12 protein-coding genes are annotated in these 18,075 nt (G+C 74.1%); 4 read left to right on the top strand and 8 right to left on the bottom strand.

Annotated elements, in window-relative coordinates; translation table 11 throughout:
* Window positions 1-9 precede the first annotated feature (9 nt).
* From ACZ50K_RS06420 to ACZ50K_RS06405, 4 genes are all read right to left on the bottom strand, one after another.
* The gene (locus tag ACZ50K_RS06420; RefSeq protein ID WP_468898134.1) at window positions 10-1,935 is read right to left on the bottom strand and encodes an APC family permease; all 1,926 of its coding nucleotides are present in this window, start codon (window positions 1,933-1,935) and stop codon (window positions 10-12) included.
* 29 nt (window positions 1,936-1,964) lie between these two features.
* Complete coding sequence (locus ACZ50K_RS06415) at window positions 1,965-3,482, bottom strand: helix-turn-helix domain-containing protein (protein ID WP_468898132.1); 1,518 nt, start codon at window positions 3,480-3,482, stop codon at window positions 1,965-1,967.
* A gap of 178 nt (window positions 3,483-3,660) precedes the next feature.
* Window positions 3,661-4,116, bottom strand: coding sequence for a (2Fe-2S)-binding protein (locus ACZ50K_RS06410; RefSeq protein ID WP_468898130.1), 456 nt, complete (start codon window positions 4,114-4,116; stop codon window positions 3,661-3,663).
* Window positions 4,117-4,139: 23 nt separating this feature from the next.
* Window positions 4,140-6,377 carry a xanthine dehydrogenase family protein molybdopterin-binding subunit gene (locus ACZ50K_RS06405; protein ID WP_468898128.1) on the bottom strand — a complete coding sequence of 746 codons (2,238 nt, stop codon included), beginning with the start codon at window positions 6,375-6,377 and terminating at the stop codon, window positions 4,140-4,142.
* 246 nt (window positions 6,378-6,623) lie between these two features.
* On the opposite strand from ACZ50K_RS06405, the gene ACZ50K_RS06400 reads away from it, so the two are divergent.
* Window positions 6,624-6,872: an SCO4226 family nickel-binding protein gene (locus ACZ50K_RS06400; RefSeq protein WP_468898126.1), complete on the top strand. Its 249-nt coding sequence runs from the start codon at window positions 6,624-6,626 to the stop codon at window positions 6,870-6,872.
* A gap of 213 nt (window positions 6,873-7,085) precedes the next feature.
* A complete protein-coding gene (locus ACZ50K_RS06395; RefSeq protein WP_468898124.1) occupies window positions 7,086-8,513 on the top strand; it encodes a PP2C family protein-serine/threonine phosphatase in 1,428 nt (475 codons plus the stop codon).
* Between the two features lie 94 nt (window positions 8,514-8,607).
* Here the strand turns inward: ACZ50K_RS06395 and ACZ50K_RS06390 are convergent, their stop codons facing one another.
* Window positions 8,608-10,092: a DNA-binding protein NsdB gene (locus ACZ50K_RS06390; protein WP_468898122.1), complete on the bottom strand. Its 1,485-nt coding sequence runs from the start codon at window positions 10,090-10,092 to the stop codon at window positions 8,608-8,610.
* 253 nt (window positions 10,093-10,345) lie between these two features.
* Between ACZ50K_RS06390 and ACZ50K_RS06385 the strand changes: the two genes are divergently transcribed.
* Entirely contained in the window at window positions 10,346-11,470 is a 1,125-nt protein-coding gene (locus ACZ50K_RS06385; RefSeq protein WP_468898120.1) for an aminoglycoside phosphotransferase family protein, read from the top strand.
* Window positions 11,471-11,699: 229 nt separating this feature from the next.
* Window positions 11,700-13,463 carry a 3-oxosteroid 1-dehydrogenase gene (gene kstD / locus ACZ50K_RS06380; RefSeq protein WP_468898118.1) on the top strand — a complete coding sequence of 588 codons (1,764 nt, stop codon included), beginning with the start codon at window positions 11,700-11,702 and terminating at the stop codon, window positions 13,461-13,463.
* Window positions 13,464-13,499: 36 nt separating this feature from the next.
* Here the strand turns inward: kstD and ACZ50K_RS06375 are convergent, their stop codons facing one another.
* From ACZ50K_RS06375 to ACZ50K_RS06365, 3 genes are all read right to left on the bottom strand, one after another.
* The gene (locus ACZ50K_RS06375) at window positions 13,500-14,000 is read right to left on the bottom strand and encodes a hypothetical protein (RefSeq protein WP_468898116.1); all 501 of its coding nucleotides are present in this window, start codon (window positions 13,998-14,000) and stop codon (window positions 13,500-13,502) included.
* Window positions 14,001-14,240: 240 nt separating this feature from the next.
* The gene (locus ACZ50K_RS06370) at window positions 14,241-14,672 is read right to left on the bottom strand and encodes a PIN domain-containing protein (RefSeq protein ID WP_468898115.1); all 432 of its coding nucleotides are present in this window, start codon (window positions 14,670-14,672) and stop codon (window positions 14,241-14,243) included.
* 136 nt (window positions 14,673-14,808) lie between these two features.
* A complete protein-coding gene (locus ACZ50K_RS06365; protein WP_468898113.1) occupies window positions 14,809-17,820 on the bottom strand; it encodes an ATP-binding protein in 3,012 nt (1,003 codons plus the stop codon).
* Between the last annotated feature and the right edge of the window lie 255 nt (window positions 17,821-18,075).

Here is an 18,075-nt window from a genome sequence, read left to right as displayed (position 1 = left end):
CCTGCGCCGTCACGGGGCCTCCGGCTTCGCCGAGTCCAGCAGATAGGGCACGTCGATCACGGCCACCCCGGGGGTGAACAGCAGCCGGGCCTTCAGCCGGAAGGCGTTCTGGTTGTGCAGCGGCTGCTCCCACCAGTTGCCCACCACGAACTCGGGGATCACCACGGACAGCATGTCGGTGCCCTCCGCCGCCGCCAGTTCCTGGATGTACGCCAGCAGCGGCCCGGTCAGGTCCCGGTAGGGCGAGTGCAGGATCTTCAGCGGGATGCCGGGGTCGTGCTCGGCCCAGGCGTTCCGCAGCCGGTCGGCGTCGGCCTCGTCGGTGGCCACGCTGAGGGCGGTCAGCGTGTCGGGCCGCAGGGCCTGGGCGAAGCCGACGGCCTTGAGGGTGGGGGCGTGCACGGCGGCCACCAGCACCACCACATGGTGCCGGGCGGGCCGCCGCGGACGGACCCCCGGGGCGACGGCCACCTGGCGGGCCACCTGGTCGTAGTGCCGGCGGACCCCCTTCATGCCGAGGAACAGCATGGGCATGGCGATGACGACCAGCCAGGCGCCGTGGGTGAACTTGGTGAGCAGCACGATCACCAGGACCACCGAGGTCATCACCGCGCCGACCGCGTTGATGGCCCGCCGGCGGTGGATGTGGATCCGCTCGGCGGCGGGGGTGGCCGGGTCGGCGAGCTCGCGTTTCCAGTGCCGGACCATGCCCGCCTGGGAGAGGGTGAAGGAGACGAACACCCCGATGATGTACAGCTGGATGAGGCGGGTCAGTTCGGCGTCGAAGGCGACGATCAGGGCGATCGCGGCGAGCGCCAGCAGCACGATGCCGTTGGAGTAGACGAGCCGGTCGCCGCGGTTGAAGAGCTGGCGCGGGGCGTAGCGGTCCTTGGCGAGGATCGAGGCGAGCATCGGGAAGCCGTTGAAGGCGGTGTTCGCGGCGAGGATCAGCACTCCGGCGGTGACGGCCTGCAGCAGGTAGAAGAGGAAGTGCAGGTCGCCGAAGGTGGCCCGGCCGATCTGGGCGAGGGCGGTGGACATCGGGGTGCCGGGGGGCAGGCCGAGCTCGGTGGGGTCGGCGGCCACGTGCACCTTGTAGACCATGGCGAGGACGGTGATGCCGAGGAACATGGTGACCGAGAGCGCCCCCATGGCGGCCAGGGTGGTCGCGGCGTTGCGGCTCTTGGGCTTCTGGAAGGCCGGTACGCCGTTGCTGATGGCCTCGACGCCGGTGAGCGCGGTGCAGCCGGAGGCGAAGGCCCGCATGGCGAGCAGCACCAGGGCGAGGCCGGTGAACTCCCCCTCGGCGATGATGGGCAGTTCGGCGGACTCGGCGCGGATGGTCTCGCCGGTGGCGAGCCGGACCGCGGCGAAGGCGAACATCACGTAGATGACGAGGACGAATCCGTAGGTGGGGATGGCGAAGATCCGGCCGGACTCGCGGACCCCGCGCAGGTTCATCACGGTGAGCAGGGCGACGAAGGCCACCGACATGACGACCTCGTGGTCGCTGAGGGCGGGGATGGCCGAGGTGATGGCGGCCACCCCGGAGACCACCGAGACGGCCACGGTCAGCACGTAGTCGACCAGCAGGGCGCTGGCGGCGGTCAGCGCGGCGGTCGGTCCGAGGTTCTCGGAACTGACGATGTACGCGCCGCCGCCGCCCGGGTAGGCGTGGCAGGTCTGCCGGTAGGAGGCGACGACCACGATCATCAGAAACACGATGGCGGCGGCCGCGTACCAGGTCAGGTGCAGCAGGGCCACTCCGCCGAGGGCCAGGATGAGCAGGATCTCCTCGGTGGCGTAGGCCACCGAGGAGAGCGGGTCGCTGCAGAAGATCGGCAGGGCGAGCCGCTTGGGCAGCAGGGTCTCGCCGAGCCGGGCGGTGTCGAGCGGCTCACCGACCAGCACGCGTTTCGGGTTGATACGCCTCATTCAGAAAGGATCAACCGGTTTGGCGTGAATCAGTCGGTGTGACACTCGGCGAGGTCGGTGCTCCGGCCCTCCCGGAGGGCTTCGGCCCGGTGGGCGAGCCAGAGGTCGTGGCGGGCGCTGGGCGACTGGAGCAGGGAACGCTCCAGCAGGGCCTCGATCCGGGTCAGCCGTTTGCGGGCGCCCGGTACGGAGATCCCCAGGGCGGCCGCGGTGGGGACCAGCCGGGCGTCGTGCCGCAGCCAGGTCCGGATGGTGTCGCGGGCGCCGGGCGGGGCGTCCGGGCCGGTCAGCGGGGTCAGATGGGTGCGGGACCAGCGGGCCAGGCTCGGATGGCGGAGCACCTCGTCCAGCGAGCCGGCGGCGGCCGTCCCCGGCCCGGATCCCGCCGTACGGGGCGGGGCGCCGCCGGGGGTGAGCCGCAGGGCGAGGGAGAGCGAGGCCTGGTCGGGCAGCCGGGCCAGGTCCAGGCCGAGGATCTCCTCGACCACCCGCAGCCGGGTGGCCAGGGTGTTCCGGTGGATCTTCAGCAGCCGGGTGGCGTGCGAGGTGAAGTTCAGCCAGGCGTGGGCGGTGGTCCGCAGTTCGTGGCCGCCCGGGTCCTGGGGGCGGCGGGGCGCGTACCGGTGCAGCGGGTCGAGCAGGGCCCACGCCCAGCCGGCCCCGGCGGTATGGGCGGCGAGGGCGAGTTCGGGCCCGGGGCCGAAGCCCGCGTGCCGTTCGGGCCGGCCCCGGGCCACGGCCAGGGCGTGGAAGGCCTGGGTGTAGGCGGCGGGGGACTCGCGCAGCGGGACCCGTTCGCTGACCCCGACCACGCACTCCCGGCTCAGCCCGGTCAGCGCCTCGGCGAGGGCCGGGCCGTCGGGTCCGGTCCGCGCCGGGCCGGCCGGGACCAGCACGATCAGGTGCCGCAGATAGACCGGGCAGCGCAGGATCCAGGCCCGTCCGCCGGTGAGCTCCGCGCAGCCCCGGGCCGCCTCCTCCCGGGTGCCGGGGCGGCACTCGACCACGTACATCCGCATCGGGTCGGGCAGCGAGGGGGTGAGCGCCTCGGCGATCTGGTGGGCCAGGGCCAGCCGGCCGTTCATCAGCAGGTGCAGGACGGTCTCCCGGGCCCGCGCCTCCGCCAGCCGGGCCCGCTCCTCCCGCCGGGTGGCCTGCTCGGCCCGCCACACCAGGGACAGCGGCACGGCGGCGTCGGCGAGCAGCGCGGACGCCCCGGGCGGATAGGGCCGGGGCAGTACGGCGGCCAGGGCCCGGCCCTCCTCCAGCGCGAACAGCAGCGCGGTGGCGGTGGGACCGTCCAGCACGGCCGAGCGGACGCCCCGGGCGGCCAGCTCGGCGGCGGCCCGGGCGGCCAGCTCCGGCTCCGGGCCGGCGGCGGGGTGGCCGGGGTCCAGCACCCCGGTCCAGCCGGCCAGCCGGACGGCGAGCCAGCGCAGTACGGCGGCGGAACCGCCGGTGTGGGCGAGCCGATGGGCCTTGAGGATGTCGTCGGAGCGGTTCCAGGGCTGGATGGCGGGTCCCTTCCTGCGGGGTCGGCCATTCAACCACCGGGCGCACACTGTGCGCTGTGATACCCGTCTCCTTGAACGACTGGGCACAACGAATCCTGCAACGGGCCGCGCACCGGCCTAGGTTGGAGCCCGAGCGGACGGGTCCCGGTGTTACGGGGGTGCACCGGGATCCCTCCCCTCGCTCCCCCGCGCCCCGGTTTCCGATGTTCCGTCACATTCTGTCGGCGGCGCTGCGGATGGCCTCGCGGATCCTGAAGTAGGTGCCGCAGCGGCAGATGTTGGCGATGGCGTCGAGGTCCTCCTCGGTCGGCCGGTTGGTCCGTTTGAGCAGGGCGACGGCCGCCATGATCTGACCCGGCTGGCAGAAGCCGCACTGGGCGACGTCCTGCTCCAGCCAGGCCTCCTGCACGGGGTGCAGGGTGTCGCCGTCGGCGAGCCCCTCGATGGTGGTGACCTCACGGCCCGCGCAGGCGGAGACCGGGACCACGCAGGGCCGGATGTCGGTCCCGTCGAGGTGGCTGGTGCAGGCCTTGCAGACGTCGACCCCGCAGCCGTACTTGGGGCCGCGGATCCCGAGCAGGTCGCGCAGCACCCAGAGCAGCGGCAGGTCGTCGGGGGCGTCCACGGTGACGCTCCGCCCGTTGACGGTGAAGGTGTGCGAGGGCACGGCGACGCTCCAGGAGGGGATGGCTAGCGGGGGTAGGGGGTGAAGTCCACGTCGAAGTCGAGGGGGAAGCTGCGGGGTTTGGTCCCGGTGGCCCGGGCGTAGGCGTTGGCGATGGCGCCGACGGCGGCGGGGACCCCCAGTTCGCCCGCCCCGCCCGGCTCGGCGCCCGGGGTGGCGGGCATGACCACGATCTTCACCTGGCGGGGGGTGTCCCGCTGGGTGGCCCAGTGGAACTGGCTGTAGCTGCCCTCCAGCGGCAGCCCCCGGTCCAGGTGCAGTCCGGACCGCAGGGTGGTGGAGAGGGCGTCGGTGAAGCCGCCGAGCATCTGCGCCTCCAGTCCGCGCGGGTTGACCGGCAGGCCCACGTCCACGGCGATGACCGCCCGGGTGACCCTGATCCGCTCCCGGTCGCGCGTGTCGATCTCCACCAGGCATGCGGTCCGGGACTTGTACTCCTCGTGGAAGGCGATGCCCTGGGCGCAGCCGGGTTCCATGGGTCTGCCCCACTCCCCCTCCTCGGCGGCCCGGTCCAGTACGGCGCGCTGGGCGTCGGTCTTGAGGAAGGCGCGGCGGAACCGGTAGGGGTCCCGGCCGGTGCGGGCGGCCAGCTCGTCGACCACGATCTCCTCGGCGCCCCGGGTGTTGGCCGAGTACACCGACCGCCAGGAGCCGGTGGGGATGCCGGTGGGCACCTCGTGGAGCAGTTGGGTGGTGAGGCCGAAGTGGTAGGGGGACTTCACGGTGGTGAGGAACAGGGTCTGGGCGAGGGTGGCGTTGCCGAGGCCCGTCGGGAGGCTGGCGGCGGTGGCGGTGAGGATCTCGCCGAGGCCGTGCCGGAAGTCGGTCTCCACGGCCGCCACCCGGTGCTCGAAGCTGAGCACCTCGCCGAGGGCGTGGGTGGCGCGGATGCGGTGGTGGGTGGCCGGGCGCATCCGGCCGTGCCGGGTGTCGTCCACCCGGGTCCACATCAGACGGACCGGGCGGCGGCAGGCCCGGGAGATCCGGGCGGCCTCCAGGGCCGCGTCGAAGAACAGCCGGCGTCCGAAGGACCCGCCCGCCTGCACCACATGGACCGTCACCCGCGAGACGGGGAGGCCGAGTTCGGCGGCGATGGTCTGCCGGGCGACGATCGGGGACTTGAGGCCGGACCAGATCTCCGCGCGGTCCTCGCGCACGTCGGCGACGGCGCAGTTGGTCTCCAGCGGGGCGTGGCCGACGAAGGCGAAGTCGAACTCGGCGTCCACGTACGGGGTGAGCAGCGGGGGCACCAGCAGCGGCGGGACCGCGGCGCGCAGCCTGTCGCGGATCTGGGCGTCGGAGAGGTGGTCGGCGGGGCCGGGGCCCCAGCCGACCTGGAGGGCGGCCCGGGCGTCGAGGGCCTGCCCGAAGGTCTCGGCGACCACGGCCACCCCGGTGGGGACGGTGACCACGTCCAGCACCCCGGGCATGGCCCGGACGGCGGCGGCGTTGGCGACGGACCGGACGGTGCCGCCGAGGGTGGGCGGGCGCCGCACCACACAGGGTTTGGCCCCGGGCACGTCGAGGTCGAGTGTGTACTCCAGCTGTCCGGTGACCATGGCGCGGGCGTCGATCCGGCTGGTGGGGCGGCCGACCAGGGAGTGCCGGGCCTCGGGTTTGGGGGTGGCGCCGAGGACGACCAGCGCGGGATCGGCGGCGGCCGCGGCGAGTTCGCCGTATCCGGCGGTACGGCCGTCGGGGGCCCGGACGGCTCCGCCCTCGGTGGTCAGCCCGGCGGCCGGGAGGCCCCAGCGGGCGGCGGCGGCCGCGACCAGCCGGGCCCGGGCGGTGGCGGCGGTCCGGCGGACCGGCCCGTAGAGCGAGCGGATGGCGTTGGAGCTGCCGGTGAGCTGGTTGAAGAGCAGTTCGGGTCGGGCGTCGTCGAGTTCCACCCGGACCCGGTCCAGCGGGGTGTCGAGTTCCTCGGCGACCAGCATGGCCACGGCGGTGGTGAGGCCCTGGCCGACCTCCTCGCGGGGCAGCCGGAAGACCGCGGTGCCGTCCGTCTCCACGGTCAGCACCAGCATTCCGGCGGTGGGCGCGCCGGCCAGGATGAACAGGTCGCCGAGGTCGACCAGGTCGGCGGGCGCGGGCAGGGTGGGGATCGCGGCGCGGGCCGGGCTCGGGACCAGCGCGTCCGCACCGGCGGTCGCGGCCACGGCCAGGGTCGGGGCCGCGACCAGGTACATGAGGAAGTCTCGGCGGCTCCGCCCGGCGGGTCCGCCCTGTCGCTGCCCTGTCATAGAGGTCCGAACTCCGTATCCACCGCTGTGCGTACCGGCTCCGGTTGATTACCGGCACGTAGAGTAGCCACCCCTTCGGGCGGTGGGAAGCGGGGGGTGCCGGGTCCCCCGTTCGTGGGAGCTTCCGGCCGGTCCCGGAAGTTCACCCTTCCGGGAATCTCGGCCGTACGTGCGGCGAAAGCCCCTCGCGAGGCCGGTTTCCGGCCGTGGGCCCACCATGGAAGGAGGAAAGAGGAGGTGCGGGAAATGGCCACGTTCATGGATGTCCACACCGGCATGAAGGGCATCACCGAGGAACAGCTGATGGAGGCCCACCGGGCCGACCTGGCGATCGAGGGAGACGAGGGAGTGCAGTTCAAGCAGGCCTGGGCGGACCCGGAGGCGGGCACCGTGTACTGCCTGTCCGAGGCCCCGTCGGCGGAGGCCGTGCGGCGGATCCACGAACGGGCCGGGCACCCGGCGGACGAGATCCATCCGGTTCCGGTCACGGTGTGACCTGGCGGGTCGACGGCCCGGCCGGGATCCGGCCGACTTGAATCATTCGCACAGAGAACGGGCACCGGGAGGCCTCAGGCATATTCCTAGGGCAAGGCCGCTACGGATGTTGCCAAACGCCTTACGGGCCGTCGCACGCTGTGCCACAGTCGTGACAAGTCCGTCCTGTTTGGCCGTACTACTAGGCCGTGCGCGCCTGTATCGGAGTCCTCCATGCCGTCCCACCTGTTCGCGGACCGACCCGCGCAGCCGCCCGAGTCCGGGTCGGTGGACGCGCTGATCAAGCAGACACGGCGGCTGCGCGGTGAGGTGGACGCGGTGCGCCGCGACACCGTCGTGGACGACCACGACCCGCAGGGCCGCTGGCAGCGCGCCCTCTGCGACCTCGCCGTGCACCATCTCGACGACCTCGGCGAGCACTTGGGACAGCTCAAGGAGGGCATGCCCCCGTTATCCGGGGCCGAACACGAGGCACTGCCGCAGTCCGCCCCGCTGGAGGCCTGCTCCGACCTCACCCGGGTCGGCAGCGCCGAATGGAACCTGCTCACCGACGAGGTCAGCTGGTCCGAGGAACTGTTCCAGATCTTCGGCCGCTCCCCCGAGGCCGGCCCGCTCTCGCTGGACGAGCTCGGCTCCACCCTGTTCTCCGAGGACCAGCCGGTCCTGACCTCGATGGTCACCGCCTGTCTGGTCGACGGCCGTCCCATAGACGGCGAGTTCCGCATCGTCCGCGCCGACGGCCGGGTCCGGACCATGCAGATGAGGGGCGAGCCGGTACTCGACTCCGACGGCTGCACGGCCTCCATGTGGGCCGTGCTCCGCGATGTGAGTGAACTGCGCAGGAGCCAGCGGGCGGTACGCGAGTCCCGGGACTCGCTCCAGCGCCAGCGGGAGATCGCGCAGACCGAGCACCGGCTTGCGGTCGAGCTGCAGGAAGCCGTGCTGCCCCCGTGGCGCGGCTCCCTGCGGTTCCCGCACGGCAGCACCGGCACCCTGGACGTGGCCGCCCACTACCTGCCCTCCGCCACCAGCGCCCTGATCGGCGGCGACTGGTACGACGCCCTCGAACTCCCCGACGGCGGCTCCATGCTCACGGTCGGCGACCTCACCGGACACGGGGTCACCGCCACCTCCGGGATGGCCATGATGCTCGGCGCGCTGCGCGGCATGGCGATGGCCGGGATCGCGCCCGGTCCCCTGATGGGCTGGCTCAACCAGCTGCTGGAGACCTCCGTGCAGCCCGCCCTGGGCTCCGCCGTCTGCTGCCGCTTCGACCCCGACCGGCGGGTGCTGACCTGGGCCCAGGCCGGACACCCCGCCCCGCTGCTGTTCCGGCACGGCGCCGGCCGCTCCCTGGCCCCGCCGGAGGGGGTCCTGCTGGGCGCCACCTCCGGAGCGGTGTACGGACAGGCCGAGGTGCCGCTCGAAGCGGGCGACGTCCTCGTCCTCCACACCGACGGACTCACCCCCCGCAGCATCGAGTTCAGCCAGGCCGACGGCACCCAGCGGCTGCTGGCCCTGGCCCCCCGGTTCTCGGCGGCCCGGTCCGCCCAGGACTGCGTACGGATGGTCATCGAGGAGTTCGGCGAGACCGAACGCGAGGACGACGCCTGCGTCCTGGTCGCCCGCATCGGCGGCTGAGGCACGGCTCCGCGAACCCGACGGCGGCGCCCGGACCCACCGGTCCGGGCGCCGAGCGCCGTCCCGGCCCGTACCCGCACCCACCGGCGGCGGATCAGACCCGGCGCGGCGGGGCCGGGCTGTCCGGCAGCGCCAGCTTGATCTCCGTCCGCAGGTCCTCGATCTTCGCGAAACCCGAGTACTGCCCGGTCAGCCGGTACATCTCGCGCAGCCGGTCCCAGGTCCGGTGCGAGGAGGTCTCGTTCATCGAGACCAGCGCCAGACGCGCGTACCGGTCCGCCTGCTCGGGATCGTCGGCGATGAAACAGGCCGAGGCCAGGGAGATGTAGTCGAAGATCTGCGACCGCTGGTGCCCCGAACCGCGCAGCCGCAGCGCCTCCTTGGCGTGCCGGGCCGCCACCGGGGCCGCGGAGGCGTCGTGGTCCGCCAGCGTCCGGAAGGCCAGTGCCTGCATCCCGTGCAGGTCCGCCTCGTCGAAGTGCTGCATCCACGAAGGCGGCGGCACGTCCCCCGGATCGGACACGAACAGGTCCTCGGCCTCCCCGAGGGTCCGCCGCATCGCCTGCCCCTTGCCCATCGCCGCCTGCGCCCACGCCTCGATGGTGTGCAGCATCGCCCGGGTCCTGGGCAGCGCCTCCTCGCCGGCCCCCGAACGGGCCAGCTTCATCAGGTCCAGCGCCTCGTGCGGCTTGCCCAGGTGCACCATCTGGCGGGCCGCCCGGGACAGCGCCTCCCCGGCCCGCGGCCGGTCCCCGCCCTCCCGCGCCGCGTGCGCGGCGATCACGAAGTACTTCTGCGCGGTCGGCTCCAGACCCACGTCGTGGGACATCCAGCCGGCCAGCACCGCCAGGTTGGCCGCCACCCCCCACAGCCGTCGCTGGAGGTGGTCCGGGTGGTGGTAGGCGAGCATCCCGCCCACCTCGTTCAACTGGCCCACCACGGCCTTCCGCTGGAGACCGCCGCCCCTGGAGGCGTCCCAGGCCCGGAAGACCTCCACGGAGCGTTCCAGCGCCTCGATCTCCTGGGAGCCGATGGGCGCCGCCTCGTAGCGGTCGAAGCCCGCCTGGTCCGCCTGGAGGGAATCGGCGAACCGGCCGGGATCCGCGGGCCGGGCCGGAGGGGTGTGCAGCCAGTCGTACATGGCAGTGGTGAGGGCGGAGCCGGCAGTCAGCACGGCGCCCGCTCCCATCAGGCCGCGTCGGTTGAGCATGAGGTCCATTCCCGTGAATTCGGTGAGGACCGCGGCTGTGCGTTCGGGCGCCCAGGGCACACCGTCGGGGTTCTCCTTCGCCCCGTCCGGCTGCCGTTTCGAGGTGCGCCGCTGCCGTACGAACCCGAGGTCCTCGATGGTCACGACACGACCGAGCCGCTCGGTGAACAGGGCCGCCAGTACGGTGGGCACCGGCTCGCGCGGGGTCTCCCCCATGTCGATCCAGCGCCGCACCCTGGAGGTATCGGTGGCCAGCTGGTGGTGGCCCATGGCCGCCGCCTGGCGGTTGACCATCCTCGCCAGCTCGCCCTTGGACCACCCGGCCAGGCCGAATAGGTCGTTCAGACGGGTGTTTGGTCCTCTGCTCACGTCAAGCCCCCAGGTTCTCGGCTGAGTTGACAGTAGCCCCGGGTCAGATGCCGAGCGACTATTCGCCAGGCTTCGCCAGGGCACGCGAGATGGTTCGCCACCCGCACCCGGGTGTCAGGTAGGAATGCGCCTCCCCGACCCGGTCCTCCGGCGGAACTCCCCAGGGCGAAGCCCGGGATCCGGCGGGGCGGCGTACGCACCACGCGACACGCACCACGCAACTCGTCGGCGCACGAAGGGATCCGTATCCACCATGTACGCAGCATCGTCCTCCGTGACCGCCCCCGTCCGGCCGCACCGCACGCTCCAGGCCGGTGGCAGCCCCTACCTCGAACCCGGGCGTCCCGCGGTCGCCGACCGGGGCCCCGTCCGCGCCCGGCGGATGCCGGGAGCCGGCACCCAGCCGCTGAGCGGCAGAATCGACCTGTCGGGGCCGCAGGGCGCGCAGCTGCGCACCGCCCTCGCCTCGGTCCAGCGGATCTGTCCCGAGTTCGCCCCGGTGCAGGTGCTGCGCCGCAGCGGCCGCTCCGTGCTGCTGGTCGGCACCACCGGACGCACCACCGCCGTCGCCAAGGTCTTACTGGACCATTCGCCGGAGTGGCGGGAACGCTACCGGCACGAAATAGCTGCCTACCGGGCCTTCGTCCGGCACCGCCCGCCGGTCCGGGTGCCCCGGCTGATCGCCGCCGACCCGGAGAACTGCACGCTGGTGGTGGAGCGGATGGCGGGCCGGGTCGCGGCCCTGCAGCGCCACCCCGTGGAGGCCCCGCCGAGGCCCGACGTGCGGGCCGCCCTGGGCGCGGTGGCCCGGCTGAACCAGTGGCGTCCGCCGGCCGAGCTCTTCGGGCACCCGATGGACTACACCCGGCGGATCGCCCGGGACCACGAGCTCGGGCTGCTGACCGACCGCGATCTGAGCGATCTGCAGAAGCTGCTGCACGGACTGGCGGTGGGAGGCCCGCAGTGGCAGTTCAACCACGGTGACGCCCTGCTCTCCAACCTGCTGCTGTCCCCCGCCGGCCCGGTCCTGCTCGACTGGGAGCACGCCGGCTGGTACCTGCCCGGCTACGACCTCGCCACCCTGTGGACGGTCCTCGGCGACGCCCCGGCCGCCCGCGGCCAGATCAGCCGGCTGGCGCAGGCCGCCGGGCCGGCCGCCCGGGACGCCTTCCTGATCAACCTGATGCTGGTCCTCACCCGGGAGATCCGGATGTCCGAGATGGCGGTCCAGCGCTCCATGCAGGCCGCCGCCCCGGCCCAGCCGCTGCCGGCCGGCACCCTCTCCTCCGGGGAGGAGCAGCGGCTGCTGCTCCGCCGGCTGCACGACGACTGCGGGATGGCCCGCCGCGCCGTCCGGGCGGCGGTCGGCACCCGCTGACCCACCGCACCGCCCCTCCCCCAGCAGAGCCCCCGGGATCCTCCTCCTCCCGGGGGCTCCGCGGCATGTCCGGGGGTGCCGTGCCTGTCGTATGCCTTGACATCACATGATCCCCCGAAGACCTTTTCAGACTCCGGTATGTGACTTGTCGTCAGATGTCTCCGGAGTCCGCGCCGAGCCCCGCACCGCGTCCCGCGTCCCCGCTTCCCCACACCGCTGGAGCCCGCCCATGTCTTCCTTCCCCACCCGCCGTACCGTCCTGGCCGGGACCGGTGCCGGGGTGCTCGCCGCCACCGTGCTGCCGGCCGCGGCGGCGCGGGCCGCCGACGCCCCGGTGCTCGGCGAGTTCGATGTCGTCGTGGTCGGATCCGGTGCGGCCGGGATGACCGCCGCGCTCACCGCCGCGAAGCGCGGACTGAGCGTGGTCGTCGTCGAGAAGGCGCCCACCTTCGGCGGGTCGGCGGCCCGTTCGGGCGCCGGGATCTGGCTGCCGAACAACTCGGTGATCCTCGGCGCGGGGGTGCCCGACACCCCGCAGAAGGCGGCCCAGTACCTGGCGGCGGTGGTCGGCGACGGCTCCTCCGCGGACCGGCAGGCCGCCTTCCTCGCCAACGGGCCGCGAATGCTGGACTTCGTCATGGCCGCCAGTCCGCTGAGGTTCCGCTACATGGAGGGCTACAGCGACTACTACCCCAACCTGCCCGGCGGTCTGCCGAACGGCCGCTCCATCGAGCCGGACCAGCTCGACGGAAACGTCCTCGGCGCCGAACTGGCCCGGCTGAACCCGGCGTACATGCCGGTGCCGGCCGGCATGGTGGTGTTCAGCCAGGACTACAAGTGGCTGACCCTGGCGGCGGTCAACGCCAAGGGGCTGGCGGTCTCCACCGAATGCCTGGCGCGCGGGACGAAGGCCGCCCTCCGCGGGGAGAAGCCGCTGACCATGGGCCAGGCCCTGGCGGCCGGCCTGCGGGCGGGGCTGCTGCGGGCCGGGGTGCCGGTCTGGCTGAACACCGGACTCGTGGACCTGGTGCAGGAGTCCGGGGCGGTCACCGGGATCGTGGTGGAGCAGGCGGGCGGGCGCGGGGTGGTGCGGGCCCGGCGCGGGGTGGTCGTGGGGTCGGGCGGCTTCGAGCACAACGCCGAGATGCGGGCCCAGTACCAGCAGCAGCCGATCGGCACCCAGTGGTCGGTGGGCGCCAAGGAGAACACCGGCGACGGCATCCGGGCCGGCCGGCGGGCCGGCGCGGCGCTCGCCCTGATGGAGGACGCCTGGTGGGGGCCCTCGATACCGCTGCCCGACGAGCCGTACTTCTGCCTGGCCGAACGCACCCTGCCGGGCGGCCTGATCGTGAACGGGCGGGGCGGCCGCTTCGTCAACGAGGCCGCGCCCTACAGCGACGTCGTGCACGTCATGTACGAGAAGGACAAGGGCTCCCCCGGCTCGCACATCCCGGCCTGGCTCGTCGTCGACCAGAACTACCGCAACCGCTACCTGTTCAAGGACGTGCTCCCGACGTTCGCGTTCCCGGACGCCTGGTACCGGTCGGGGGCGGTGAAGAAGGCCTGGACCTGGGACGCGCTGGCCGATCAGATCGGGGTGCCGGCGGCGGCGTTCCGGTCCACCCTGAACCGCTTCAACGCCCAGGCCTGGAACGGCGAGGACCCGGACTTCGGTCGCGGCAACACGGCGTACGACCACTACTACACCGACCCGGCGGTGCACCCGAACTCCTGCCTGGCCCCGCTGTGGGCACCGCCGTTCTACGCCTTCCGGATCGTCCCGGGCGACCTGGGCACCAAGGGCGGCATCGTGACGGACGCGCGGGCGCGGGCCCTGCGGGAGGACGGCTCGGTGATCCGCGGCCTGTACGCGGCGGGCAACGCGAGCGCCGCCGTCATGGGCACCAGCTACGCGGGGGCGGGCTCCACCATCGGCCCCGCGATGACCTTCGGCTACGTGGCGGCCAACGACATCGCGGACACCCCTGCCTAGCGGCTCCGGCGGAGGTTGCTATGCGGAAGAGACGGCCTAGCCCTGCTGGAAGAGCTCGGCGGGGAGCGGCTTCAGCAGCGCGTACAGGTCGTCGGTGATCGGCCGGTCCCAGCTGGCGATGGTGACCAGGACGTTGTCGCTGCGGTCGAACTGCACGCAGGAGATCCGCGACTCGGACAGCTTCACCTTGCGGACGATGAGGAGGTTGTCGCCCTGCATGACGGGGCAGTCCTCGACGCCGGTCACCTCGACGTCCTCGTCGTTCTCCAGGGCGTCGAGGAGCTGGGCCACCTCGAAGGGGACCTGCTTGTCGGCCAGCTCCCGGGCGGGCGAGCCCTCCGGAAGGTTGCCGATGATCATCGCGGGGCCGCGTCCGCCGAACAGGTCGTAGCGGAGGAAGACACCCTGGCAGCTGCCGTCGGCGGCGGGCAGCAGCCCGGCACCGAGGTTGCCCGGCCAGTCACCCGGATCCATGGCCAGGACATCGAAGTCCGGACCGGCGGGGGTGGCGGAGCGGTGGCGGCGGAGGAAGGACATGCCGCCATGGTACGTGGCCGGGCGGGATATCCGGCCCCGGGGCCCGATCCGTCTCCGCACCCGGGCGGGCGCTCGGGCCGGCCCCCGCGGGCGCCGGTTCAGGGGCGCACCGTACGCGGGCCCGCGCAGTCCGGGGCGGGGCCCGGAGATCGGGCGCGGAGCCCTGGTGGCACAGGCTGGGCCAAAGGCGCGCAGGCCCGGTGGCCCGGTGGTCCGGCCCTGGGTCGAGGGCCCGGTGGGTCAGGGGCGAAGGGTGCGGGGGCCCGTGCAGGTGGCGCCCAGGGGGTGGAGTCGGGCGCGGAGGGCTCGGTCGGCGGTGACGACCAGGACCGGGCGTCCTTGGGCCGCGCAGCGGGCGGTGAGCTCCACGATCAGGTCGTCGCCGCTGCCGGGCGCGCTCTCCACGCGTACGCCGGGCACGGCGGCGATCCCCCGGGCCGCGCCCTCCACGACCAGGACGGTCTCCTGGCCGGCCGGCCCGGCGGGCCGGGCGGCCAAGGCGTCGCGGAGCCGTTCGGCCGCGCCCCGGCGGTCGCGCCACCAGCCGTCGGGGACGGATCCGACGACGTTGGCCCCGTCCACGATCACGGTTCCCGGAAACGCCGACGGGTCGGCCGGGTCGGGCCGGGCCGGTGGGGTGGGCGGGGTGGGCGGGTCGATGGGCGCGCTCATGGGAACCATGGGACCACAGCCGGGCCGGCCGCCCGCGACCCGCGGCCGCGACCCGCGGCCCGGAGCAGGGCGGCCAGGCCGTCGCTTTCGGGGCTTGCCGGGCGGCGCGGGCCCGGCAGGGCCCGGAAGGGGCGGGCTACGGGGCCGTGCGGTCCAGTACGGCCAGGGCTTCGGCCAGGCCGGCGCGGTCGGTGCCCAGTTTGCGGAAGGCGGCGGACAGGACCGGGTCGACCTCGCCGGGCGGGGGTCCGGGCCGGGGTGCGGGCGGGCCCTGCGGGCCGGGGCCGACGGGGGCGGCGGGGTCGGCGGGCGGCTCGGCGGCGAGGCGGGCCGCGGCCCGTTCCGCCGGGGTGAGTGCCGTCGGGTCCGCGGATCCGGGCGGCTGGCTGCCCGCCGGGCCGGGCAGGAGTCCGGCGAGGGTGGCCGCCAGGCCGTCGGCCCCGCATTCCCGGGCGGTGGCGAGGGCCCGGCCGAGGAGCTCGGGGTCGGAACGTTCGGTGCCCAGTGCCGCGAGGGCGCAGGCCAGCTCGTAGCCGGCCGGGGAGGCGGACAACAGCCGGACCGACTCGGTGAGCAGTCCCACCCGTTCCTCCGGCGGGGCGACCTCGGCGGCGAACCGCAGGGCCTGGCCGACGGCGGACGGCGCCCCGAACACCCGCGCCTGCCGGACGGCTTCGCCGGTCAGCGCGCGGGCCCGCTCGGGGTCCTCCGCGGCGACCGCGCGGGCGAGGTGGAGCCGCCAGGGGCACCAGGCCGGGTTCTGGATGCCCCGTGGCGTCAACCGCCGTGACACCGCTTCGAGTTCGGCCGCCGCGGCCTTCAGGTTGCCGCGGGCGATCAGCAGTTCGGCGTACACGGTCTGGGAGTCCGGGAAGACCACGGCGGCCGGGAAGGGTTCGCCGTACTCGTGTTCCTGGGCGAGTTCCCAGGCCTCCTCGGTGCGGCCGCGGGCCAGCAGGGTCTCCACCAGGATGGCGATGGCGTACCAGTGCACGGGGGTGCGCCGCCCCACCCGTTCGGCGAGCCGCAGTCCGGCGCGGGCGAGTTCCTCGGCCTCCGCGAGGCGGCCGCGCCGGAAGCGGATGTAGGCGCGGAGGCTGTGGGCGAAGGACAGGTGGGCGCCGCGCCAGCCCTGGCGTTCGAATTCGGCGGTGCCGGCCTCGAAGAGTTCCTCGGCGCGGCCGGGCCGGTCGGCGTAGAGGTGGGTCAGGGCGACCAGGACCGGTACTTCGAAGCCCCGGTCCGGTTCGGCCCAGCTGAACCGGTCGCCGAGGGCCCGGCGGGCGTGGTGCAGGACCACGTCCACCGGTTCGCCGCGCAGGGTGGCGTCCCAGGCGCGCAGGCCGATCACGTACCGCTCGGTGAGATCGCGTCCGGGCAGCCGGTCGGCCAGTTTGGCGAGGCGGCGGGAGCGGGCCGGGGAGTCGGGTTCGTCGGCCCGGAAGGCGTCCCACATGAACTGTTCGGACTGGAGGCGGAGCCGGTTGCGGACGTCGGGGGTGTGCGGGATCTCCCGGGCGAGGGCCTCGGAGGCCTCGGCGAGCAGGTCGCTGTGGGCGAGGACCTGGGCGAGGCGGATGACGATGCCCTGGCGGAGGGCGTCGTCGTCGAAGGGTTCGGCGAGTGCGGCCCGCAGATGGTTGACGGTGTTGGCGGGTTCGGTGAGGAGAGAGGCGCAGCCGAGTTCGTAGAGGACGGCGGCGCGTTCGTCGAAGTCCGGGGGTTCGCGCAGGGCGCGGGCGAGTTGGCGGCGGGCGGCTTCCGGGGCTCCGGCACGGAGGTTCTCGGCGGCGGCCTCGCGGAGGGTGCGGACCACCCAGGGGTCGTTCTCCGGGTGGGTCTCCAGCAGGTGCCGGGCGGCCGCGGAGGGTCCGAGTCCGGCGTCCAGGACGGCGGCCGCGGCCTTGCCGTGGAGGGCGACCCGCAGGGCGTCGGGGATGGACCGGTAGAGGGCGGTGGCGATCAGCGGGTGGACGAACTCCAGTCCGGGCTCCGGCTCGTCGGTGCCGGCTCCGGAGGCGGCGCCCGACCCGGTCCCGGCACCGCCCGGGCCGACGAGCCGGAGGCCGGCGGTCTCGGCCGGGCCCGCCGCGAGACCGCCCGCCACCGGCCCGGGCCCGGAGAGGATACGGGCGTCCCGCAGCCGTTCGGTGGCGCCGACGGCCTCCTCGGTGCCCAGCGCGGCGACCCGGGCGGCGATCTCGCGCGGGATGGCGGTGCCCAGGACGGCGCAGGCCCAGGCGAACCGGACGGTGGAGGGGCCGAGGTTGTGCAGCCGGGCGACGAGCCCGCTGCCGCGCTGGGCCGCGGCCAGGTCCCGGAGCAGCGGGGCGCTGGACTCGACGGGTGCCAGCGCCCGGTCCCGGACCTTGGCGGTGAGTTCGACCGCCTCGAAGGGGTTCCCGGAGGTGACCGCCCAGGCCTCCCGGCAGAAGGCCTCGTCGGCGTGCTCGCCGACGGCGTCCCGGACCAGGGTGCCGACGGCCTCGGCGGTGAGCGGTTCCAGGGTCAGCGGCCGCTGGCCGGCCCGGCCGGGCAGGGTGCGGAAGGCCTCGGCGTGGGCGGGGAGTTCGTCGGGTCGGTAGGCGACCACCATGACCAGCGGGAGGTGTTCGGTGCGCGGGGCGAACCCGGCGAGCCAGCCCAGGGACTCGGGGTCGGCCCAGTGGGCGTCGTCGAGGACCAGGACCATGGGGGCGCGCTGGACGGCGAGGTGGGTGAGCACCCAGTCGAGGCCGTCCCGCAGGCCCTGGGGGTCGGGCGGCGCGCCCTGCTCGGGGGCACAGAGTCCGAGGGCGGGGCCGATGATCGCGTACCAGCTGCCGAGGGCGGCCCGGAGTTCCGCCTCCGAGGTGCGGGCCAGTTGCGGCTGGAGGAGCTGCCGGGCCACGTGGAAGGGCTGGCTCTGCTCCTGCTCGCCGCCGCGCGCGGACAGCACCGTGTACTGGCGGGCGTGTGCGCGGCGGCGTATTTCGGCCAGCACGGTGGTCTTGCCGAGGCCGGCCGGGCCGGAGAAGGCGAGCAGGGTGCCGCCGCCGGCCGTGCCCCCGCGGGCTCCGGTGAGCTGACCCAGGGCCTCGTCCGCGACGGCGAGTTCGGCCTCGCGTTCGAGGATGCTGCGCCGTAGGCGGGTCCGGCGTTCCGTCATGGCTGGTACCCCCCAGACCTGTTCGGAGGCTCAGCGTACGCCCGCGCACGCGCGGGTGGAGCCTCTGCGGGAGAAGAACCCGATCTTCTTTCCGGTTCCGTTCCCCGCGGGTTCCCCGGCGGACGCTTTCGGCCAGCGCGGAGGGTCTGCCGGTCAGGGACGGACAACGCCGTCCCGGTGGGCCACCGGAGCGGCGGCTCCGCGCCCGGTGGCCTCCGGCAGGGGCCCGGGATCCGGTCCGGACCGGGCCCGGAA

The sequence above is a fragment of the Streptomyces sp. NPDC033845 genome (assembly GCF_055576225.1).
Note: the sequence above shows the minus strand (reverse complement) of the source record. Positions and strands in the feature narration are given on the sequence as shown.